At 74.2% G+C, this 17,594-nt stretch carries 18 protein-coding genes; 11 read left to right on the forward strand and 7 right to left on the reverse strand.

All coding sequences use genetic code 11. The features are described from left to right. Nucleotides 1-25 precede the first annotated feature (25 nt). Nucleotides 26-481, reverse strand: a complete 456-nt coding sequence (locus ACH4D3_RS24600) for a DUF6214 family protein (RefSeq protein WP_398325621.1) — start codon at nt 479-481, stop codon at nt 26-28. A gap of 344 nt (nt 482-825) precedes the next feature. On the opposite strand from ACH4D3_RS24600, the gene ACH4D3_RS24605 reads away from it, so the two are divergent. Then, nucleotides 826-1,626 carry a pectate lyase gene (locus ACH4D3_RS24605; RefSeq protein ID WP_398325624.1) on the forward strand — a complete coding sequence of 267 codons (801 nt, stop codon included), beginning with the start codon at nt 826-828 and terminating at the stop codon, nt 1,624-1,626. Here ACH4D3_RS24605 and ACH4D3_RS24610 read toward each other — a convergent pair. Next, nucleotides 1,613-2,386: a PaaX family transcriptional regulator C-terminal domain-containing protein gene (locus tag ACH4D3_RS24610; RefSeq protein WP_398326381.1), complete on the reverse strand. Its 774-nt coding sequence runs from the start codon at nt 2,384-2,386 to the stop codon at nt 1,613-1,615. The genes ACH4D3_RS24605 and ACH4D3_RS24610 overlap by 14 nt on opposite strands. A gap of 102 nt (nt 2,387-2,488) precedes the next feature. On the opposite strand from ACH4D3_RS24610, the gene ACH4D3_RS24615 reads away from it, so the two are divergent. The 5 genes from ACH4D3_RS24615 to ACH4D3_RS24635 all read left to right on the forward strand — a co-directional run bounded on the left by ACH4D3_RS24615 (nt 2,489) and on the right by ACH4D3_RS24635 (nt 8,239). Next, nucleotides 2,489-4,192: a DNA alkylation response protein gene (locus ACH4D3_RS24615; RefSeq protein WP_398325627.1), complete on the forward strand. Its 1,704-nt coding sequence runs from the start codon at nt 2,489-2,491 to the stop codon at nt 4,190-4,192. A gap of 81 nt (nt 4,193-4,273) precedes the next feature. Continuing rightward, nucleotides 4,274-5,428, forward strand: coding sequence for a WD40/YVTN/BNR-like repeat-containing protein (locus ACH4D3_RS24620; RefSeq protein ID WP_398325630.1), 1,155 nt, complete (start codon nt 4,274-4,276; stop codon nt 5,426-5,428). A gap of 70 nt (nt 5,429-5,498) precedes the next feature. Further along, the gene (locus ACH4D3_RS24625; RefSeq protein WP_398325633.1) at nt 5,499-6,176 is read left to right on the forward strand and encodes a uracil-DNA glycosylase; all 678 of its coding nucleotides are present in this window, start codon (nt 5,499-5,501) and stop codon (nt 6,174-6,176) included. Further along, nucleotides 6,173-7,174, forward strand: a complete 1,002-nt coding sequence (locus tag ACH4D3_RS24630; RefSeq protein WP_398325636.1) for an N-acetylglucosamine kinase — start codon at nt 6,173-6,175, stop codon at nt 7,172-7,174. The genes ACH4D3_RS24625 and ACH4D3_RS24630 overlap by 4 nt, the downstream gene beginning before the upstream one ends. Nucleotides 7,175-7,312: 138 nt before the next feature. Continuing rightward, nucleotides 7,313-8,239 (forward strand): sirohydrochlorin chelatase, encoded by a 927-nt coding sequence (locus tag ACH4D3_RS24635; RefSeq protein ID WP_398325639.1) that lies wholly within the window; start codon nt 7,313-7,315, stop codon nt 8,237-8,239. A gap of 135 nt (nt 8,240-8,374) precedes the next feature. Here ACH4D3_RS24635 and ACH4D3_RS24640 read toward each other — a convergent pair whose 3' ends face one another. Then, on the reverse strand, nt 8,375-9,415 hold the full coding sequence (locus ACH4D3_RS24640; protein WP_398325641.1) for a lactonase family protein: 1,041 nt from the start codon (nt 9,413-9,415) through the stop codon (nt 8,375-8,377). Between the two features lie 168 nt (nt 9,416-9,583). After that, on the reverse strand, nt 9,584-11,074 hold the full coding sequence (locus tag ACH4D3_RS24645; RefSeq protein WP_398325644.1) for an FUSC family protein: 1,491 nt from the start codon (nt 11,072-11,074) through the stop codon (nt 9,584-9,586). Between the two features lie 237 nt (nt 11,075-11,311). On the opposite strand from ACH4D3_RS24645, the gene ACH4D3_RS24650 reads away from it, so the two are divergent. The 3 genes from ACH4D3_RS24650 (at nt 11,312) to ACH4D3_RS24660 (ending at nt 13,363) form a co-directional block, all read left to right on the forward strand. Beyond that, nucleotides 11,312-11,788 (forward strand): Lrp/AsnC family transcriptional regulator, encoded by a 477-nt coding sequence (locus tag ACH4D3_RS24650; protein ID WP_398325647.1) that lies wholly within the window; start codon nt 11,312-11,314, stop codon nt 11,786-11,788. A gap of 29 nt (nt 11,789-11,817) precedes the next feature. Beyond that, nucleotides 11,818-12,525 (forward strand): HAD family hydrolase, encoded by a 708-nt coding sequence (locus ACH4D3_RS24655; protein ID WP_398326384.1) that lies wholly within the window; start codon nt 11,818-11,820, stop codon nt 12,523-12,525. A 97-nt stretch (nt 12,526-12,622) separates the two neighbouring features. After that, the gene (locus ACH4D3_RS24660) at nt 12,623-13,363 is read left to right on the forward strand and encodes a DUF4142 domain-containing protein (protein WP_398325649.1); all 741 of its coding nucleotides are present in this window, start codon (nt 12,623-12,625) and stop codon (nt 13,361-13,363) included. Between the two features lie 97 nt (nt 13,364-13,460). On the opposite strand, the gene ACH4D3_RS24665 is transcribed toward ACH4D3_RS24660, so the two are convergent. Beyond that, nucleotides 13,461-14,309, reverse strand: coding sequence for a LysR substrate-binding domain-containing protein (locus tag ACH4D3_RS24665; protein ID WP_398325652.1), 849 nt, complete (start codon nt 14,307-14,309; stop codon nt 13,461-13,463). 58 nt (nt 14,310-14,367) lie between these two features. Between ACH4D3_RS24665 and ACH4D3_RS24670 the strand changes: the two genes are divergently transcribed. Continuing rightward, nucleotides 14,368-14,766 (forward strand): DUF5997 family protein, encoded by a 399-nt coding sequence (locus ACH4D3_RS24670; RefSeq protein ID WP_398325655.1) that lies wholly within the window; start codon nt 14,368-14,370, stop codon nt 14,764-14,766. Nucleotides 14,767-14,896: 130 nt separating this feature from the next. Here the strand turns inward: ACH4D3_RS24670 and ACH4D3_RS24675 are convergent, their stop codons facing one another. Both ACH4D3_RS24675 and ACH4D3_RS24680 read right to left on the reverse strand, forming a co-directional pair. After that, the gene (locus ACH4D3_RS24675) at nt 14,897-15,283 is read right to left on the reverse strand and encodes a DUF2267 domain-containing protein (protein ID WP_398325658.1); all 387 of its coding nucleotides are present in this window, start codon (nt 15,281-15,283) and stop codon (nt 14,897-14,899) included. A 109-nt stretch (nt 15,284-15,392) separates the two neighbouring features. Next, nucleotides 15,393-16,478 carry a galactosyldiacylglycerol synthase gene (locus tag ACH4D3_RS24680; protein ID WP_398326387.1) on the reverse strand — a complete coding sequence of 362 codons (1,086 nt, stop codon included), beginning with the start codon at nt 16,476-16,478 and terminating at the stop codon, nt 15,393-15,395. A gap of 253 nt (nt 16,479-16,731) precedes the next feature. On the opposite strand from ACH4D3_RS24680, the gene ACH4D3_RS24685 reads away from it, so the two are divergent. Further along, a complete protein-coding gene (locus ACH4D3_RS24685; protein ID WP_398325661.1) occupies nt 16,732-17,586 on the forward strand; it encodes an SDR family NAD(P)-dependent oxidoreductase in 855 nt (284 codons plus the stop codon). Nucleotides 17,587-17,594: the final 8 nt, after the last annotated feature.

Here is a 17,594-nt window from a genome sequence, read left to right on the forward strand (position 1 = left end):
GCCGGGACGCGCCCGCGGAGGTGCCTCAGCGGCGCGCGCGACGGGGCGCCAGGAACCCCTCGTCGCGCGCCTGGCCGATCAGCCTGAGCGACCTGCGTCTGCTGTGCCCGGTCGCGCGCATCACCGCGAGGACCGGATCACCGCCCTCCTCCCGGGCCGTCCGGTACTCCTGCGCGACGAGCCTGCGTCCCTCCCGCCCGCGCGGCCACGCGGCCCGGGCCCGCCGCGGCGCGGCCGGCGCGCCACGCGCGGGAGCCGCGACGCAGGCCTCGAAGAGCGGATCCTCCAGCCACTCGGCCAGTACGGCCAGGTCGTCGAGGGACAGCGGCGGCCGGGCCCGTACGTCCTCGACCCGCACGTCCCCACCGGACAGCACGGCGAGCGCGTCCACCCGGGCGCCGTCGGCGAAGGCCAGCCGGACGTCGAACCACGAGGTCGTGGTGGAGCCCTCGCTCACCACCCAGGCGTGCCGCACGGACATCTCACCGTCGTCCGGACAGCGGTCGGAAAGCTGAAGAGAACGATCAACGAAGGATGCTTCGAGCACATACGCAACGTAACCGAATGATCACATTCCATACGAACAGAACACGCTTCGTTCATCCAGCGCGGCACCCTGTCAGCGCAGCGGGCCGCGCGTCCGAGGCGTTGACTAGAAAGCGCTTACCCTCTACGGTCCGTTCATCAGCATGACCGTCGCGAACGCCGCCACTCCACCCTTCCCCACAGGTGGGGCCGCGGCGTTCGGGTTCTCGGTCATGATGACGCACGACGTCCACGTACATGTTCCGTTCCACCCCCACTCCCTATGGAAGGGACCAGAACATGACCCCTGTGACACGACCGCGAGCGCGGCGCGCGGCGACCGGCGCACTGGGCGCGCTCGGCCTCTCGGTTGGCATGCTCATGACTTCCGAGGCCTCCTCGGCACAGGCCGCCACCTGGCCGACCCCCAACGGCAGCGAAGGCGTCTCCTCCACCATCTCGGTCTCCGGCACCAAGGACTACGGGATGAAGCGCCTGTACGGCACCGGCGACCTGGGCTCCGGCGGCCAGGACGAGGACCAGGGCCCGATCCTGGAACTGGCCCCCGGCGCCGTCCTGAAGAACGTGATCATCGGCGCCCCGGCCGCGGACGGCGTGCACTGCGAGGGCGGTTGCACGCTCCAGAACGTCTGGTGGGAGGACGTCGGCGAGGACGCGGCGACCTTCCGGGGCTCCTCGTCGTCGAACGTCTACACGGTCTCCGGCGGCGGCGCCAAGGAGGCCTCCGACAAGGTGTTCCAGTTCAACGGCGCCGGAACGCTGAACGTCTCCGGCTTCGCCGTCAAGAACTTCGGCACCTTCGTCCGGTCCTGCGGCAACTGCTCGACGCAGTACAGGCGCACCATCAACCTCAGCGGCATCGAGGTGAACTGGAAGGGCGGCCGGATCGCCGGCATCAACACCAACTACGGCGACAGCGCGACCCTGCGCGACATCACGATCGTCGGGGACGACGGCAAGAAGATCGTCCCGTGCCAGAAGTACATCGGCAACGACGACGGCGACGAGCCGGACTCGAACGGCTCGGGCGCCGACGGCACGTACTGCAAGTACTCCTCGTCCGACATCACCTACCAGTGACGCGTCGGGTCCGGGCGTCGCCGTGCGCCCGGACCTGCCCGGACTGCTCCCGCTGATAGCGCGCGTAGGCGTCCCGCAGGGCCGTCCCCGGCCAGTCGGACGGCAGCAGCTCCGGGGGCAGCACCGGGTCGGCGAGCAGGTGCCGCACGACGGCCGCGAAGGCGGTGAGCCGGCCTGCCGGGTGCCGGACCCGCTCGACCTCGGCGAGCAGTCCCCGTGCCGTGTCCGCCCAGGAGTCCAACGGCCACAGACGGGCGGCCAGTTCGCGGGCGGGGGCCTCGGGGCGTGAGACGAGCCGCTCGGCCACCCGGTCGAGAGCGGCGGGCAGCGGGCGGTCGAGGTTGGCGGGCCGCAGCCAGACGCCCTCGCGGAGTTCGGCCAGCCGCAGGGCGGTCAGCCCGGTGCGCAGCTCGGCACGGGCGGCGGGACCGCGCCCGGTGGCGGTGACCACGAGCACCTCCCAGTCGCCGTCCCACGCGCGCGTGTGCGGACGCACCGCCTCGTCCTGGCGCCGCTGGCGCTCCAGCAGCCGCCCGCTGAGCCGGTAGCCGGTGTCCGTGCGGCGCAGGTCCCCGGCGGCGGCCATCCGGCTCAGCGCCGCGCGCGCGGTGGAGGCGCCGACGTCGAACCCCGCCACGAGCCGCACCAGGTCCCGCGCCGGCAGTTCCGGCGGGTGGGTGCCGAGCAGCAGGCTCAGGACGACGGACCGCGCGGACAGCGGACGCAGCTCCGGCCCGCCGGGCGCCTCGGAACCGGTCATCCGCGCGCGGGGGTGTCGTTCGTCCACATGAGCACGTACTGTACGTGCGCCCACGGTGTTGCACTATTGCTGCGGTCGCAGAGATGGTGCAACACTCGGGGTATGACGACACTCGCGCAGGATCCGCCGTACGAGTCCTACGAGCCGTCCGGGGAGCCCTGGGGCCGCCCGGAGGGGTACGCGACGCACGACGTCACCAACCAGCCCCCTCCCCTGGCCCCCTACGACGCGTCCGACGACACGGTCCTGCTGGAGGGCGTGCGCCGGGAGGGCGCCGGCTGGGCCGAGGACGGCTTGCGACGGCTGGGCCGCCGGGCGGGCAGCGCGGAGGCCCAGGACTGGGGCGACCTCGCGAACCGCCACGAGCCCGTGCTGCGCACCCACGACCGGTACGGCAACCGGGTCGACGAGGTCGAGTACCACCCGAGCTGGCACCACCTGATGCGGGTGGCCGTCGGCGAGGGCCTGGCCGGCGCGCCGTGGGCCGACGAGCGTCCGGGCGCCCACGTCGCGCGGACCGCCGGCGGACTGGTCTGGGGTCACACGGAGGCGGGGCACGGGTGCCCGACCTCGATGACGTACGCGGCGGTGCCCGCGCTGCGCGCCCAGCCCGAGCTGGCGAGGGTCTACGAGCCGCTGCTGACCTCCCGGGAGTACGAACCGGGGCTGCGGACGCCCACGGACAAGCGCGGTCTGCTGGCCGGCATGGGGATGACCGAGAAGCAGGGCGGCTCGGACGTCCGGACCAACACCACGACGGCCACCGCGACCGCCGAGCCCGGCGTCTACACGCTGCGCGGGCACAAGTGGTTCACGTCGGCGCCGATGTGCGACGTGTTCCTCGTGCTGGCCCAGGCGGCCGGAGGGCTCTCCTGCTTCCTGGTGCCCCGCGTGCTGCCCGACGGCACCCGCAACACCTTTCGCGTCCAGCGCCTCAAGGACAAGCTCGGCAACCGCTCCAACGCCTCCTCCGAGCCCGAGTTCGACGGGACGGTGGCCTGGCTGGTCGGGCCCGAGGGGCAGGGCGTCAAGACGATCATCGAGATGGTCAACTGCACCCGGCTGGACTGCGTGATGGCCTCGGCGACGCTGATGCGCAAGACCCTCGTCGAGGCCGGTCACCACGTACGGCACCGCACCGCGTTCGGCGCCCGGCTGGTCGACCAGCCGCTGATGCGCAACGTCCTGGCCGACCTCGCGCTGGAGTCCGAGGCCGCGACCACCCTCACCCTGCGGCTGGCCGGCGCGGCCGACCGCGCCGTGCGCGGCGACGCGGGGGAGGCGGCGTTCCGGCGGATCGCCACCGCCGTCGGGAAGTACTGGGTGACCAAGCGGGGACCGGCGTTCACCGCGGAGGCCCTGGAGTGCCTGGGCGGCAACGGCTACGTGGAGGAGTCGGGCATGCCCCGCCACTACCGGGAGGCGCCGCTGCTGTCGATCTGGGAGGGCTCGGGAAACGTCAACGCCCTCGACGTGCTGCGGGCGCTGGGCCGCTCCCCCGCCGCCGCGCAGGCGCTCTTCGGGGAACTGTCCCTGGCGCGCGGGGCGGACGCCCGGCTGGACGCGGCGGCGGACCGGCTCCGGGCGGGGCTCACCGAGGCGTCCGAGACCGGTGCCCGCCGCCTGGTGGAGCTGATGGCCCTCACCCTCCAGGCCTCCCTCCTGGTCCGGCACGCCCCGCCCGCCGTCGCCGACGCCTTCTGCGCCACCCGGCTCGGCGGCGACTGGGGGCACGCCTTCGGCACGCTGCCGGACACGGCCGACCTCGACGGGATCCTGGCGCGGGCGCTTCCGGGCGAGGGCTGAGCAGGCGGCGGCAGGAGGCCTCTTTGGACCCGACACCACCGTCCTGACCTGCGGCGACGCTCCTTTCGGGGGTGACTGTCAGTGCCTGGGTGCAGACTGGCCCGTGTCCGAGACGAAGGCGTCGACGAAGACGCCGCGGAGGTGATCGGCATGACCGAGGTACTGCTCGCCGTGGGCACCCGCAAGGGCCTGTTCATCGGGCGCCGGCGGGGTGGCACCTGGGAGTTCGACGAGAGTCCCTACTTCAACGCACAGGCGGTCTACTCGGTCGCCCTGGACACCCGCGGCGACACCCCGCGGCTGCTGGCCGGCGGCGACAGCGCGCACTGGGGTCCGTCGGTGTTCCACTCCGACGACCTGGGCCGGACCTGGACCGAACCGGCCGCGCCCGCCGTGAAGTTCCCCAAGGACACCGGCGCCTCGCTGGAGCGGGTGTGGCAGCTGCACCCGGCGGCCGCCGAGCCGGACGTGGTGTACGCGGGCACGGAACCGGCGGCGCTGTACCGCTCGGAGGACCGCGGTGAGAGCTTCGAGCTGGTCCGCCCGCTGTGGGAGCACCCCACGCGGTCGAAGTGGGTGCCGGGCGGTGGCGGCGAGGGGCTGCACACCGTCCTCACCGACGCCCGCGACCCCAGGTCCGTGACGGTCGCCGTCTCGACCGCGGGCGTGTTCCGCACCGCCGACGGGGGCGCGAGCTGGGCGCCGTCGAACTCCGGTGTTTCCGCCGTCTTCCTGCCCGACCCCGACCCGGAGTTCGGCCAGTGCGTGCACAAGGTCGCGCGGGACGCGGCCGACCCGGACCGCCTGTACCTCCAGAACCACTGGGGGGTCTACCGCAGCGACGACGCCGGAGCGCGCTGGACGGACATCGGCGAGGGCCTGCCCTCCACGTTCGGTTTCGCGGTGGCCGCCCACCCGCACCGCGGCGACACGGCGTACGTCTTCCCGATCAACGCCGACGCCGACCGGGTGCCCGCGGACCACCGGTGCCGGGTCTTCCGCACGGCGGACGCGGGCAAGAGCTGGGAGCCGCTCTCGGCGGGCCTGCCCCAGGAGGACCACTACGGCACGGTGCTGCGCGACGCGCTGTCCACGGACGACGCGGACCGGGCGGGCGTGTACTTCGGCAACCGCAACGGCGAGGTGTTCGCGTCGGCCGACGACGGCGACAGTTGGCGGCAGTTGGCCTCCCACCTGCCGGACGTGCTGTGCGTGCGGGCCGCGGTCGTCGGATGATCCGGACCGGGGGGACGGGCCTTGGCCACCGGTTGATCGGCGTCACCCGTACGGCAGTAGGGTGACGCCCGTGGCACCACGACCCTTGAATGAAATCGTCGAAGCGGGCTGGGCGAAGGCCCTGGAGCCGGTCGCCGGACGGATCACCTCGATGGGTGAGTTCCTGCGCGCGGAGATCGCCGCCGGACGCACCTACCTCCCGGCGGGGGCGAACGTCCTGCGGGCCTTCCAACAGCCCTTCGACGACGTCCGGGTTCTGATCGTCGGACAGGATCCCTACCCCACTCCGGGGCACGCCGTCGGACTGTCGTTCTCCGTCGCGCCCGAGGTACGCCCGCTGCCCGGCAGCCTCGTCAACATCTTCCGGGAGCTGAACACCGACCTGAATCTCCCGCAGCCCGCCAACGGGGATCTGACGCCCTGGACACAGCAGGGCGTGCTGCTGCTCAACAGGGCGCTCACCACGGCCCCGCGCAAGCCCGCGGCCCATCGCGGCAAGGGCTGGGAGGAGGTCACCGAGCAGGCGATACGCGCGCTGGCGGCGCGCGGCAAGCCGATGGTGTCCATCCTCTGGGGCCGCGACGCCCGCAATCTGCGGCCGCTGCTCGGCGATCTGCCGGCCGTGGAGTCCGCGCACCCGTCCCCCATGTCGGCCGACCGGGGCTTCTTCGGCTCCCGTCCGTTCAGCCGGGCCAACGAGCAGCTGATGCGCCTGGGAGGTCAACCGGTGGACTGGCGCCTGCCGTGAGCACCGGCTTCCTGGCCGTGGACTCCGGCGGCTCGGGGCTGCGCGTCGTGGTCGGCGCCGTCGGTGACAGCGGCGGCAGCGGCCGCGGCGGCGGACACGGCCCGCTGGGTCGGCGGGTCTCGCGGGAGCCCGTCCGCACCGGTGCGCGCGGGATCGACCCCGAGCACCTCTTGGGGCAACTACTGCCGATGGCCAGGGCGTTGACCGCCGAAAGCGGCGTCACCCGGATCGACACGGTCGTCGTCGGAGCCGCCGGGCTGGCCACGCTGGGCGACGCGCTGCGCGCCGAACTGCCGGGCGCACTGGCCCGGGAGCTGGGTGTGCGGACGGTCGCCCTGGTCGCCGACGCCGTCACCGCGTACGTGGGCGCCCTCGGGCCACGGGCCGGAGCGGTGGTGGCCGCCGGTACCGGCCTGATCGCGGTCGGCACCGACCTGACCCGCTGGCGCCGGGCGGACGGCTGGGGGCATCTGCTGGGCGACTGCGGCGGCGGTGCCTGGATCGGGCGGGCCGGTCTCGAGGCGGCGCTGCGTGCCCACGACGGACGGGAGGGCGGCTCCGCTTTGCTGCTGGCCCGCGCCGAGGAGCGTTTCGGCCCGGCGGCGGGACTGCCCGGACAGGTGTATCCGCGGCCGGACCGTCCGGCCGTCCTGGCCTCCTTCGCACCGGAGGTCGCGGCGTGCGCGGCCACCGACCCCGTCGCGGCGGAGATCCTCGGTGCCGCCGCCCGGCACCTGGCCGACTCGGCCGCCGCGGTCTGTCCGGCCGCCGGTGAGCCCCTCGTCGCCGTCACCGGCGGGCTGACGCGGCTGGGCGATCCGCTCCTCGTACCGCTGCGGGAGGAGCTGGCGAAGCGCCTGCCGCAGGCGCGGTGGACGGCGGCCGAGGGTGATCCGCTGGACGGCTCGGTCCGGGTCGCGACCGATCTGGCAACCGGTTCGTTCACGCTTCCGAGTGACGACAGCATGCTGTGGGTGACGACCGTGCCGGACGGCTGAGAACCGGTCCGCCGGCGAGGTGAATCATGCCGATGTCGGCCGATCCGTACATCACTCATCAGACAAAACCGGACGGATACCGCTCACCCGCACCCTCCCCGAACGGGGAAACCCCGGAAACCAGTAACATGCGGCGCCATGAGCTCCCCCACTGGGCCCGCGTCCGGCCTGCCAGTACGAATGCCGCGCCCCCGCCAGCCCGGACGGCACCGCCGTCCCGAACCCCTGGTGGCTCCCGAGGGCGCGCCGGCGCTCGTCCTCGCGGTGCCGGGGACGCCCAGTAGCGCCACCCGGGGCCTCGCCGACGAGGTCATCAGCATCGCCCGTTCCGAGCTGCCCGGGCTCGACGCCCGGATCGGCCACCTCGACGGGGACGACGACGCCGAGTTCCCCTCCCTGACCGCCGTGCTCGTCCGGGCCGCCGAGGAGCGCACCGCCCGCTTCGAGCAGGCGCGCGCCGCCGGACTGGACGTGAAGGAGCCGGACGGCCCCGTCGCGGTCGTCGTGCCGCTGCTCGCCGGGCCGGACAACGCGCTGCTGCGCCGGATCCGGCAGGCCGTGATGGACAGCAAGATCGCGGCCGAGCTGACCGACGTTCTCGGACCGCACCCGCTGCTGGCCGAGGCGCTGCACGTGCGGCTCTCCGAGGCCGGTCTCGCCCGCGCCGACCGCGCCCGGCTGTTCACCGTGGCGACCGCCGCGGACGGCATCATCCTCGCCTCCGTCGGCGGTGACGAGGCCGTCCAGGCGGCCGGGATCACCGGCATGCTGCTCGCCGCGCGCCTGGCCGTGCCGGTGATCGCGGCGGCGCTGGACGAGGAGGGCTCGATCGCGTCCGTCGCCGAGCAGCTGCGCTCCTCGGGCTCCCAGCAGCTGGCGCTCGCGCCGTATCTGATCGGTCCGGAGATCGAGGCGTCCGTGCTGGAGGAGGCCGCCAAGGAGGCGGGCTGCTCCACCGCCGAGCCGCTCGGCCCGTACCCGGCGATCGGCAAGCTGGCGCTGGCCAAGTACACGACGGCGCTCGGTATCTCGCCGCAGCAGGCGCAGGGGGCGCCGGCTCGGTGAGGCGCGCTCGCGCTTGCGCGTCCAGGCGTGCGTGAAGGGGCCCGCTCCGGAGAGGAGCGGGCCCCTTCCGCGTGGGTATGGGCGGGGGTGGCGGGCGCGCTGCTTGGCCCTTGGGCGCGCTGCCCGGCCCTTGAGCTACGCGGGGGCGAAGATCACGCAGGAGGCTGCCGGGACCGCGAGGGAGCCCGTGCGGCGGGGGATGCCCGTGACCGGGTCCAGTGCGAACCAGGTCACGTCTCCCGAGCGCTCGTTGGCCGCGTACAGGAAGCCGCCGGACACGGCGATGTCGCGAGGCCAGTGCCCACCGCAGGGCACGGTGGCGGACAGCCGCAGGCCGTCCGGCTCCACGACGAACACGGACAGGACGTCCTCGCCACGGGTCGCGGTCCACACGAAGCGGCCGTCGGGCGACACGGCGATGCCGGACGGGTAGGCGTCGCCCGCCGGGGCCCCCGGCAGCAGCGGCACCTCGGTGAGGGGCTTGAGCACGCCGTCGTCGGCGTCCCAGTGGCAGACGGTGACGGTGGGCGCCAGTTCGTTGACGACATAGGCCTGGGAACCGTCCGGATGGAAGGCCAGGTGCCGCGGTCCCGACCCCGGCCGCAGCGCGACCTCCCGGTGCACGGCGGGGGCACCGTCGGTCAGGGTGCAGACCCGCACGGAGTCGGTGCCGAGGTCCACGCTGACGGCCCAGCGCCCGCTGGGGTCGGGCCGCACCTGGTGCGCGTGCGGTCCCTGCTGACGCTGGGCGTGCGGACCGGAGCCGGTGTGCCGCAGCACGCCGGACGCGGAGCGGGCCAGGGTGCCGTCGGCGCGGACCGGTACGGCGGTGACGGTGCCGGAGCCGTAGTTGGCGGTCAGTACGTGCCCGGCGTACAGGCTGAGGTGGGTCGGTCCGTCGCCCTCGACGGGCACCGGCCGTCCGGCGGGCTCGGGCCTGTCCCCGCTCACCCGGTAGGCGGCCACCGCGCCCTCGGCCGTCTCGCTGACGGCGTAGAGCGTGTCCCCGTCGGGCGCCAGGGCCAGGTAGGAGGGGTCGGCCAGACCGTCCGTGCCGCTCACGACCGTGAGGGCGCCGCTGTCTGGGGCGACGGTCGCCGTCAGGATCCCGGGGCCGCCGGCCGCCGTGAACGACCCGATGTATGCCCGCCGCTGCCGCCTGCCGCCGTCCGTCACCGCTGCCCCTCTCGTCCCGCTTCGTCCTGCGTCGCGTCGAGTGCCGACCCGCTCGCCCGGCCTGATCGTCCGCCCGGGAGCGACGGTAGCAGTCGATCACGTGCGGTCTAGACCAAACGGGTGTCGCGGGGGCGGAACGGGTGTCGCGGGGGCGGTCGGCGAGCCGGGTCAGGCGCCGGCCAGGCGGGAACCGGAGGGGGTGCGCAGGGGCGCGGCGAGTTCGGCGAGGGCCTGTTCCAGGTCGTGGAGGTGCGCCAGCGCGGGTTCGGCGGCGCGCGGCCCGCCCGCACGGGCGGGGACGGTACCCCCTCCGGTGAGCGCCTCGACCGCGGCCTCGACACGCCAGCAGGCGGCCGCCAGCCGTGCGTCGTGCGAGGCTTCGGGGTCGGCGGCCACGGCGACCAGGCCGCGGATCTCCCGGGCGCAGTCGTCGAGCAGGTCCAGGACCCGGCGGGCCCGCCGCCTGCGGCCGTGCATCGGGCTCAGCGGGTGCACGAGCGGGGCGACCGACAGCCGCACCCGGCCCAGCAGCTGCTCCAGCTCCGCCACCCGCGGCGCCGGATCGGCACCCTCGGTTCCGGCGAGCCGGGCGGCGGCCTCCGCGGTGCAGGCGTGCACGCAGCGCAGGGCGCGCTGGATCCACACGTCGGTGACGGCGTGCGTGGTGACGGGCAGGACGAAGAGCACGGCGAGCGCGGCGCCGAGCGCACCCACGCCGGTCTCGGCGATCCGCAGCGCGAGCAGGCCGGGGCCGAGGACGCCCAGGAGGCCGTAGAGCAGCTCGGCGAGCAGGGTCACGCAGAACATCATCCAGGTGTAGGAGACCGCGGCGGTGTAGAAGATGCCGAAGACACAGGCGGCGGCGAGTACGGCGGTGGGCACCGGTGCCCCGGCCACCGGCACGGCGATCAGGAAGCCCAGGCCGATGCCGACGACCGTGCCCAGGACCCGGCGGAAGCCGCGCACCAGCGTCTCGCCGCGCGAGGTGGTGTTGACGAACACCCACCAGGTGGCGCCGACGGCCCAGTACCAGCGGTCGTCGGACACCAGCTGGCCCACGACCAGGGCGAAACCGGCGCCCGCGGTGGCCTGCACGGCCTGCCGGGTGGTGATGCGGGCCAGTCCGGTGCCGGCGGGCGGCGCGGGGACGGCGGGCGCCGGGCGGCGGCGCTCGTAGCACCACAGGCCGAACCGCACCGTCGCCGCGGTGGCCACGGACAGCAGGACGGCGGCGAACATCTCGGGCAGCCGGTCCGTGGTGGCGTGCAGGAACTGGGCGATGAAGAAGGTCATGAAGGCGAAGACGCCGAGGCTGTGCCCGCGCGGGCCCCAGCGACGCGCGTACACGCCGGCTCCGACGACGGCGAGGAAGGTGAGGTCCCGGGCCACCGGAAGGTCGTGCAGCGCGGCGGCAGCGGTCAGCACGGGGAGCCCGGCGACCGGCAGCAGCGCGGTGGTGACGGCCTGGCCGCGCACGGTGGCGTCGGTGACGGTGAAGAGCGCGAGCAGGGCGGCGAGGCCGCCGATGATCGCGCCGACCAGAGAGATACCGGCCACTCCGCACACCACGACGGCCAGCCCGATGCCGAGGACGGCCCGGGCGGCGAACCGCAGCCGGGACCGTCCCGGGTCCGGGCTCACGAACACCTTCTTCAGCACTGATTACCGCCCCCTCGCTCGCTCACGCCCACCGGCCCGGAAGTCGCCGACCGGCCCGGAAGTCACCGCATGCAAAAGGCGCCGCGGGGTCCGCAGCGCCATCGACTCGTCCATAGGAGCATCCCGGCCGCCAGTGGCTCAACAGGCTGCCGCCAGAGTGGGCCATTGGTACTGTGATCACGGCATGCCTGCGGCCACCGGAGAGCCAATGGCCGACTGGAGAGGGCTGGACCCGCGATGGCCGTCGACGAACTCGACACCCGCATCCTGCGGCTGCTGCTGGAGCAGCCGCGCACCAGCGTGCGCGAGTACGCCCGGGTCCTCGGGATCGCCCGCGGCACCCTCCAGGCCCGCCTCGACCGCATGGAGCGGGACGGCGTGATCACCGGTACCGCTCCGTCCCTCTCCCCCGCCGCACTGGGCCACCCGGTGCTCGCGTTCGTGCACATCGAGGTCACCCAGGGCCGTCTGGACGAGGTGGGCGAGGCGCTGGCGGCCGTGCCGGAGATCGTCGAGGCGTTCTCGATCACGGGTGGCGGGGATCTGCTGACCCGCGTCGTGGCCCGCGACAACGCGCACCTGGAAGACGTGGTGCAGAAGCTGATCAGCCTGCCCGGCGTGGTCCGCACCCGCAGCGAGGTGGCGTTGCGCGAGCGCGTGCCGCACCGGTTGCTGCCCCTGGTGGAGTCGATCGGGCGCTCGGCCCGCAGGTGATCCTTGGCATCCTGGACGCCATGAGCACCATGGGCCCGCTGGGCGGCATCTCGGTCATCTTCGATCTCGACGGAACGCTCGTGGACAGCGAGCCGAACTACTACGAAGCGGGCCGGCGCACCCTCGCCGAGTACGGCGTCCCGGACTTCACCTGGGCCGACCACGAGGCGTACGTGGGCATCAGCACCCAGGAGACGGTCGCCGACTGGAGGCGGCGGTACGGGCTGCGGGCCACGGTCGAGGAACTGCTCGCCGTGAAGAACCGGCACTATCTCGGGCTCGCCCGCACCTCGGCCCGCGCGTATCCCGAGATGCGGAAGTTCGTCGAGCTGCTGGCGGCCGAGGGCGTACCGATGGCGGTGGCGTCCGGTTCGTCGCCCGAGGCCATCGGGACGATCCTGGCGCGCACCGGCCTGGACGCACACCTGCGCACGGTCGTCTCGGCCGACGAGGTGGCGCGGGGCAAGCCCGCCCCCGACGTCTTCCTGGAGGCCGCCCGCCGGCTGGGCGCGGACCCGGCCCGCTGCGTGGTGCTGGAGGATGCCGCTCCCGGTGCCGCCGCCGCGCACGCGGCCGGGATGCGCTGCATCGCAATCCCGTACGTCGCGGGGCAGGCCGACGCACCGGAGTTCGCCACCGCGGAACTGCTGGTGCGCGGTGGCCAGGAGGAGTTCACCGCACGGGCGGCACACGACTGGCTGCGGACCGACGGAAACGGTATGAGGGAAACAACGTGAGGGAAGCAACATGGGTAAGTGCTCGAAACGGTGATCAGACCGCCCCTCGTATCCGTATCTCCTGGTGTCCGAGCCTGTCTTCGCCCCAGGAGGCACGATGCGCATCACGCGCACCACGGCAGGGACCGCCTTCGTGGCCGGTGCCCTGGTCCTCACCCTCAGCGCCCTCGCCTACCCGGCCATGCTCGGGGTCCAGAACGCGGGCAGTGACCAGGCCCGGGTCGTCACCAACACGCGGTACGGGCCGCTCACCGAGCAGGACCGGGACTTCGTGGTGAAGGTGCGTGCCGCGGGGCTGTGGGAGCACCCGCTCGGGCTGATGGCCATGGAGCGGGGGACGAGCCCGGAGATGAGGGAGGCCGGTGAGCATCTCGTCGTCGGCCACTCCCGGCTGGACGCGACCTGCCGCAGGATCGCCCCGGAGCTGGGCATCACCCTGCCCAACCTGGCCTCACCGCAGCAGCAGCAGTTCGTCTCGACCGTGAACGGGACGACGGGCAAGCAGTTCGACACCACCGCGGTCAACATCATGCGGATCACGCACGGCCAGATCTTCCCGGCCATCGCCAAGATCCGGGCCAACACCAAGAACTCCCTGGTGCGGCAGCTCGCCGACCAGGCCAACGACACCGTGCTCGACCACATCACCGTGCTGGAGAAGACCGGGCTGGTCAACTTCGACCAGGTCAACTTCCAGCAGACCGCACCGCCGAACCTGCCCAAGGCACAGCTCACGCCGCCGGCCCCGCAGCCGGGCGAGCCGGTGGTCTCGCTCACCGCGCCGCCCGGGCTCGAGGTCAACACCTCCGCGCCGACGCCCAGTCCGACGGTCCGCTGACGCGCCGGGGGCCGACGGGCCGGGGCCTTGGCCGGTCCCCCGAGGGGCGGGGCGGCCGGTGCGCCGAGGGGCGGCGGTGGCGGGTCCGCCGTCCGGTTCAGCGCTGCCGCGGCCTGCCGCCGCGTCCGCCGCCCTTGCCCTTGCCGCCGCTCGCACCCCGTTGGCTGCCGCCGGTGCCGCGCCGGACGCTCCCGGTCTGCTTCCCGCCGGTCTTGCCGCCAGCGGCTCCACCCGTCCTGCCGCCCGCCTTCCCGCCCGCCTTCCCGGCCGCCGGTTTGCGACGTGCGGAGGGGGCCCCTTCGGTGCGCCCGCCCTTGGAGCGCGCCGGTTCCGGCTGTCGGCCCCGGGTGCTGTTGACGGTCCGGCCCCGGACGATGCCGATGAAGTCCTCGACGCGGTCCGTGTGCGCGTCCTCGGGCCAGGACAGGGCCACGCTCGACTCGGGGGCGTCCGTGACCGTGCGGTACGTGAGGTCCTTGCGGTGGTGCAGGCGAGCCAGCGACAGCGGCACGAGCAGCACCCCGATCCCGGCCGCCACCAGTTCGACGGCGTCCGCGGTGGTGGCCGGCCGCTCCAGGGCGGGCCTGCCGGGCAGCCGTTCCCAGTCCAGGACGTCGTCCAGGGGGTGCAGCACGATCTCGTCGACGAGGTCCCCGACGACCACCTCGTCGGCCGCGGTGACGAGGTGGTCCTTGGGGATCAGCACGACCGTGGTCTCGGTGTAGAGGGGGATGGCACTGAGCGCCGTACGGTCGACGGGCAGGCGTACGAGCCCGGCGTCGGCGTCGCCGCCCAGCAGCACGCCCGCCGCGGTGGCGGCGGGGACCTGGGTCAGGGCGAGGGGGACGTCCGGCAGCCGCTCGTTCCAGATGCGCACCCACTTGTCGGGCGTCACCCCCGGGACGTACGCGAGCCGGAACGAAGGGGGAGCTTCCGAGCCTGTCACCCGGCCAGGTTACCGGGCGTGGTCGGGAGCCACTCACACGATCGATACCCTTGGGCGCATGACGTCGCACCAGAACACCCAGACCATGAAGCCCGCGACCGCGGCGAAGAAGCTGGGTGTGTACCTCGAGGCCACACCCGCCGAGTTCCGGGAGGGCGTCGTCACGCGTGCCGAGCTGAACGCGCTCCAGACCGACCCGCCCGCGTGGCTGCGCGAGCTGCGGCGCGACGGTCCGCACCCCCGGCCGGTGGTGGCGGCGAAGCTGGGCGTCTCCATCGCGGGCCTGCACCGGGGCGGGGTCGCCGAGCCGCTCACCACGGAGCAGATCGACGCGCTGAAGCAGGAGCGCCCGGAGTGGCTGGAGCGGGAGCAGGCGGTCCAGGCCGACGTGCGCAAGGAGGCGGCCCGGGTGAAGCAGCTGCACGCCGAGCGGGCGGAGCGCGCCGAGCGCGACTGACTTGCCTGTCTCGGCTCATTGGCGCCGTGGAGTCCGACGGACGCCGGGCGCGGAACCGGCCTTGAGCGCGATCGTGGTGTCGGACTGGTTGCGGTACGCCTGGAGCCTGACGGCCCAGAAGGCCGAGGACTCAGTGGGGTGCCGAGCCGCCGAAGAGGTCGGCGCAGTCGGCGGGCAGACGGGCCAGCAGCCGGTCGACACGTTCATGGGGCACGGCCTCGGCGAGGGTGGACAGCACGGCGCCCGCGTCCCACTCGGCGGTGCGCGGCCGGGCCCCGGTCTGCTGGGCCACCCGCCGGAGGAACTCCTCGCGCCCGAAGGTCTCGGGGCGCCCGCGTTCCAGGCGCAGCGCGTCGTCCAGGGGTGCGGGCAGGTCGCGGGCCAGGTCGGCGGCCTCACCCGGCGGGATACGGGAAGCGACCACCCACAGGACGGCCGTGGCGACCTGCTCGGCCTCGTCGTCGCCGTGGAACTCACCGCGGTCGCGCACCCTGGTCAGGAAGTCGTCGAGCCGCACGGCGTCGCCTCCTTGTCACGGTTCGCGCCCCGGGCGGGTGCCCCGTGTGCGTCCGGGAAAACGGACGGGCGCTCCTGCTCACTCCCCGCTCCGTGCTCGCGGCGCTCTCTCACCGCCGGACGCCCGCACGTGCGGCGTCGGCGAGGTCGGTCACCAGGGTCAGGGCGTCCGCGTTGCCGGTGAACAGGGCGCGTCCGGCGGCGATCCGCCGCCGCCGGTCCCGGCCGGGTGCGGTGAGCCGCGCCAGGGCTTCGAGCAGCGCGGTCCGGTCCTCGGCGACCTCGGAGACACCCAGCGCGGCCATCCGCCGGACGCCGTCCGCGCCGTGGCCGGGAATGGGGCGATGGCCCACGACCGGCAGTCCGGCCGCGAGCGCCTGTACGGCGGTCTGGCCGGCCGCGTTGTCGATCAGGGCACTGGCGGCGTGCAGCAGGCCCGGCATGTCCGTCACCCAGCCCAGGGCGAGCACGCCGGGTGTGCCGGACAGCGTGCGGCGCAGCCGCTGGTTGTCGCCGCAGAGCACGACCGGCAGATAGCCGTGGTCCGCCAGCAGCCGGACCGTGGCGTCCAGGTGCGAGCCGACGCCCCAGGCACCGGCGGACAGCACCACGGCGGGCCGCCCGGAGCCGAGCCGGTCGAACGTCTCCCGCCACTGGGCCGCCCCCGGTACGTGGCCGGCGGAGAACTCGGGCGCCACGACGGGATCGCACGTTCCCGCCGGAGTGCCGGTGCTCCCCCGCACCTCGCGCGCCGCTTCCTCGGTGAGACACAGGCAGTGGTCGTTGCCGGGATGCAGCCACTGCCGGTGCAACTCGAAGTCGATCACGAGGACGACACTGGGCACCGGCAGCAGCCCGCGGTCCCGGAGGTGGCCGGTGAGCTGGGCGCCCAGGTGGAAGACGGGCACGACCACGTCCGCGCCGGTGCGTGCGGCCAGCTCGCGCAGCCGGTCTCCGGCGAGCCGGGCCAGGGGCGTCCCGCTCGGCCGGCGTCCCGCGCCGGGCCGCAGGAAGAGGCGGTACAGGGCGGCGTACGCCCACGGGAAGTGCCGTACGGACCCGCGGTAGAAGCACCTGAGGACCGTGCCCAGGCCGTACGGCAGGAGGGCGAGGACGTCGACGGTCTGGGCGGTGTCGCCGCGTTCCCGGGCCCGTCGGACCAGTTCGGCGGCGACCGTGTCGTGGCCCGCGCCCATACTCGCGCTGATCAGCAGCAGACGTCTGCCGCCCTGCGGACCGAGCGGGGGGCCGGAGCGCCGGGGCACTGATGAGCTGCGAGGATGCACGACGGACCAAGTTGCCGGTGCCGCGGGTTCCAAACCATCGCACAAGCGGGCGTTTCGGGTGGGCCCTGGGGGATACTCCGTGACCGCCCGTCCGGCCGGACGCCGGAGCCCGACCGCCAGGTCGGCCGCTTCCCGGTGCCCGCCCCGAGCCAAGGTGGTCCCCATGGTCCATGCGTTCTCCCGTCCCCGGTCCGTCCCCGGACCGCAGGTCGTCGCACCCGACGCGGACCACGCCAGGCCCCGACGGCAGCCCGTCGGGCTCCGGGACCCGCGGACCCGTACGGCGCTCGTGACGGGGGCGTCCTCCGGTATCGGCGCGGCCGTGGCCCGCCGCCTGAGTGACGGGGACGGCTGGCGGCTGGTGCTCACGGGCCGTGACCCGGTGCGGCTGCGCCAGGTCGCCGACGACACGTCGGCCACCGCGTTCGCCGCGGACCTCACCCTCCCCGGCGCCGGCCGGCAGCTCACCGACTTCACGCTGGCCACGGCGGGCCCGGTGGATCTGCTGGTGGCGGGAGCCGGGGTCGGCTGGGCCGGGGAGTTCCTGGACATGCCGCCGCGCACCATCGACGAGGTGCTCGACATCAACGTGCTGGCCACGTTGCGGCTGGTGCGGCTGCTGCTGCCGGGGATGGTGGCCGCGGGGTCGGGGCGGGTGGTGCTCATCGGCTCGCTGGCGGGCAGTGTCGCGGTGCGCGACGAGGCCGTGTACTCCGCCGCCAAGGCCGCGATCGGCGCCTTCGCGGACTCGCTGCGCTACGAGTTGCGGGGCACGGGCGTCGGCGTCACCCATGTGGTGCCGGGCGTCGTCGACACCCCGTTCTTCGAGCGCCGGGGCGCCCCCTACCGGCGGTCCAGGCCGCGCCCGGTGCCCCCCGAACGCGTGGCCGACGCGGTGCGGACCGCGGTGCTGCGGGGCCGGGACGAGGTGTACGTGCCCTCGTGGCTGCGCCTGCCCTGCCGGGTGCGGGGCGCGGCCCCGGGACTGTACCGACGGCTGGCCGCACGGTTCGGATGACCGGGAGC

The sequence above is a fragment of the Streptomyces sp. NPDC018026 genome (genome assembly GCF_044327745.1).
GTDB lineage: Bacteria > Actinomycetota > Actinomycetes > Streptomycetales > Streptomycetaceae > Streptomyces > Streptomyces rubrogriseus.

What these genes read in the sequence shown, in the direction of transcription:
- ACH4D3_RS24600 (WP_398325621.1), bottom strand. Translation starts at nt 481, where the DNA reads ATGTCCGTGCGGCACGCCTGGGTGGTGAGCGAGGGCTCCACCACGACC.
- ACH4D3_RS24605 (WP_398325624.1), top strand. Translation starts at nt 826, where the DNA reads ATGACCCCTGTGACACGACCGCGAGCGCGGCGCGCGGCGACCGGCGCA.
- ACH4D3_RS24610 (WP_398326381.1), bottom strand. Translation starts at nt 2,386, where the DNA reads ATGACCGGTTCCGAGGCGCCCGGCGGGCCGGAGCTGCGTCCGCTGTCC.
- ACH4D3_RS24615 (WP_398325627.1), top strand. Translation starts at nt 2,489, where the DNA reads ATGACGACACTCGCGCAGGATCCGCCGTACGAGTCCTACGAGCCGTCC.
- ACH4D3_RS24635 (WP_398325639.1), top strand. Translation starts at nt 7,313, where the DNA reads ATGAGCTCCCCCACTGGGCCCGCGTCCGGCCTGCCAGTACGAATGCCG.
- ACH4D3_RS24650 (WP_398325647.1), top strand. Translation starts at nt 11,312, where the DNA reads ATGGCCGTCGACGAACTCGACACCCGCATCCTGCGGCTGCTGCTGGAG.
- ACH4D3_RS24655 (WP_398326384.1), top strand. Translation starts at nt 11,818, where the DNA reads ATGGGCCCGCTGGGCGGCATCTCGGTCATCTTCGATCTCGACGGAACG.
- ACH4D3_RS24660 (WP_398325649.1), top strand. Translation starts at nt 12,623, where the DNA reads ATGCGCATCACGCGCACCACGGCAGGGACCGCCTTCGTGGCCGGTGCC.
- ACH4D3_RS24670 (WP_398325655.1), top strand. Translation starts at nt 14,368, where the DNA reads ATGACGTCGCACCAGAACACCCAGACCATGAAGCCCGCGACCGCGGCG.
- ACH4D3_RS24680 (WP_398326387.1), bottom strand. Translation starts at nt 16,478, where the DNA reads ATGGGCGCGGGCCACGACACGGTCGCCGCCGAACTGGTCCGACGGGCC.
- ACH4D3_RS24685 (WP_398325661.1), top strand. Translation starts at nt 16,732, where the DNA reads ATGGTCCATGCGTTCTCCCGTCCCCGGTCCGTCCCCGGACCGCAGGTC.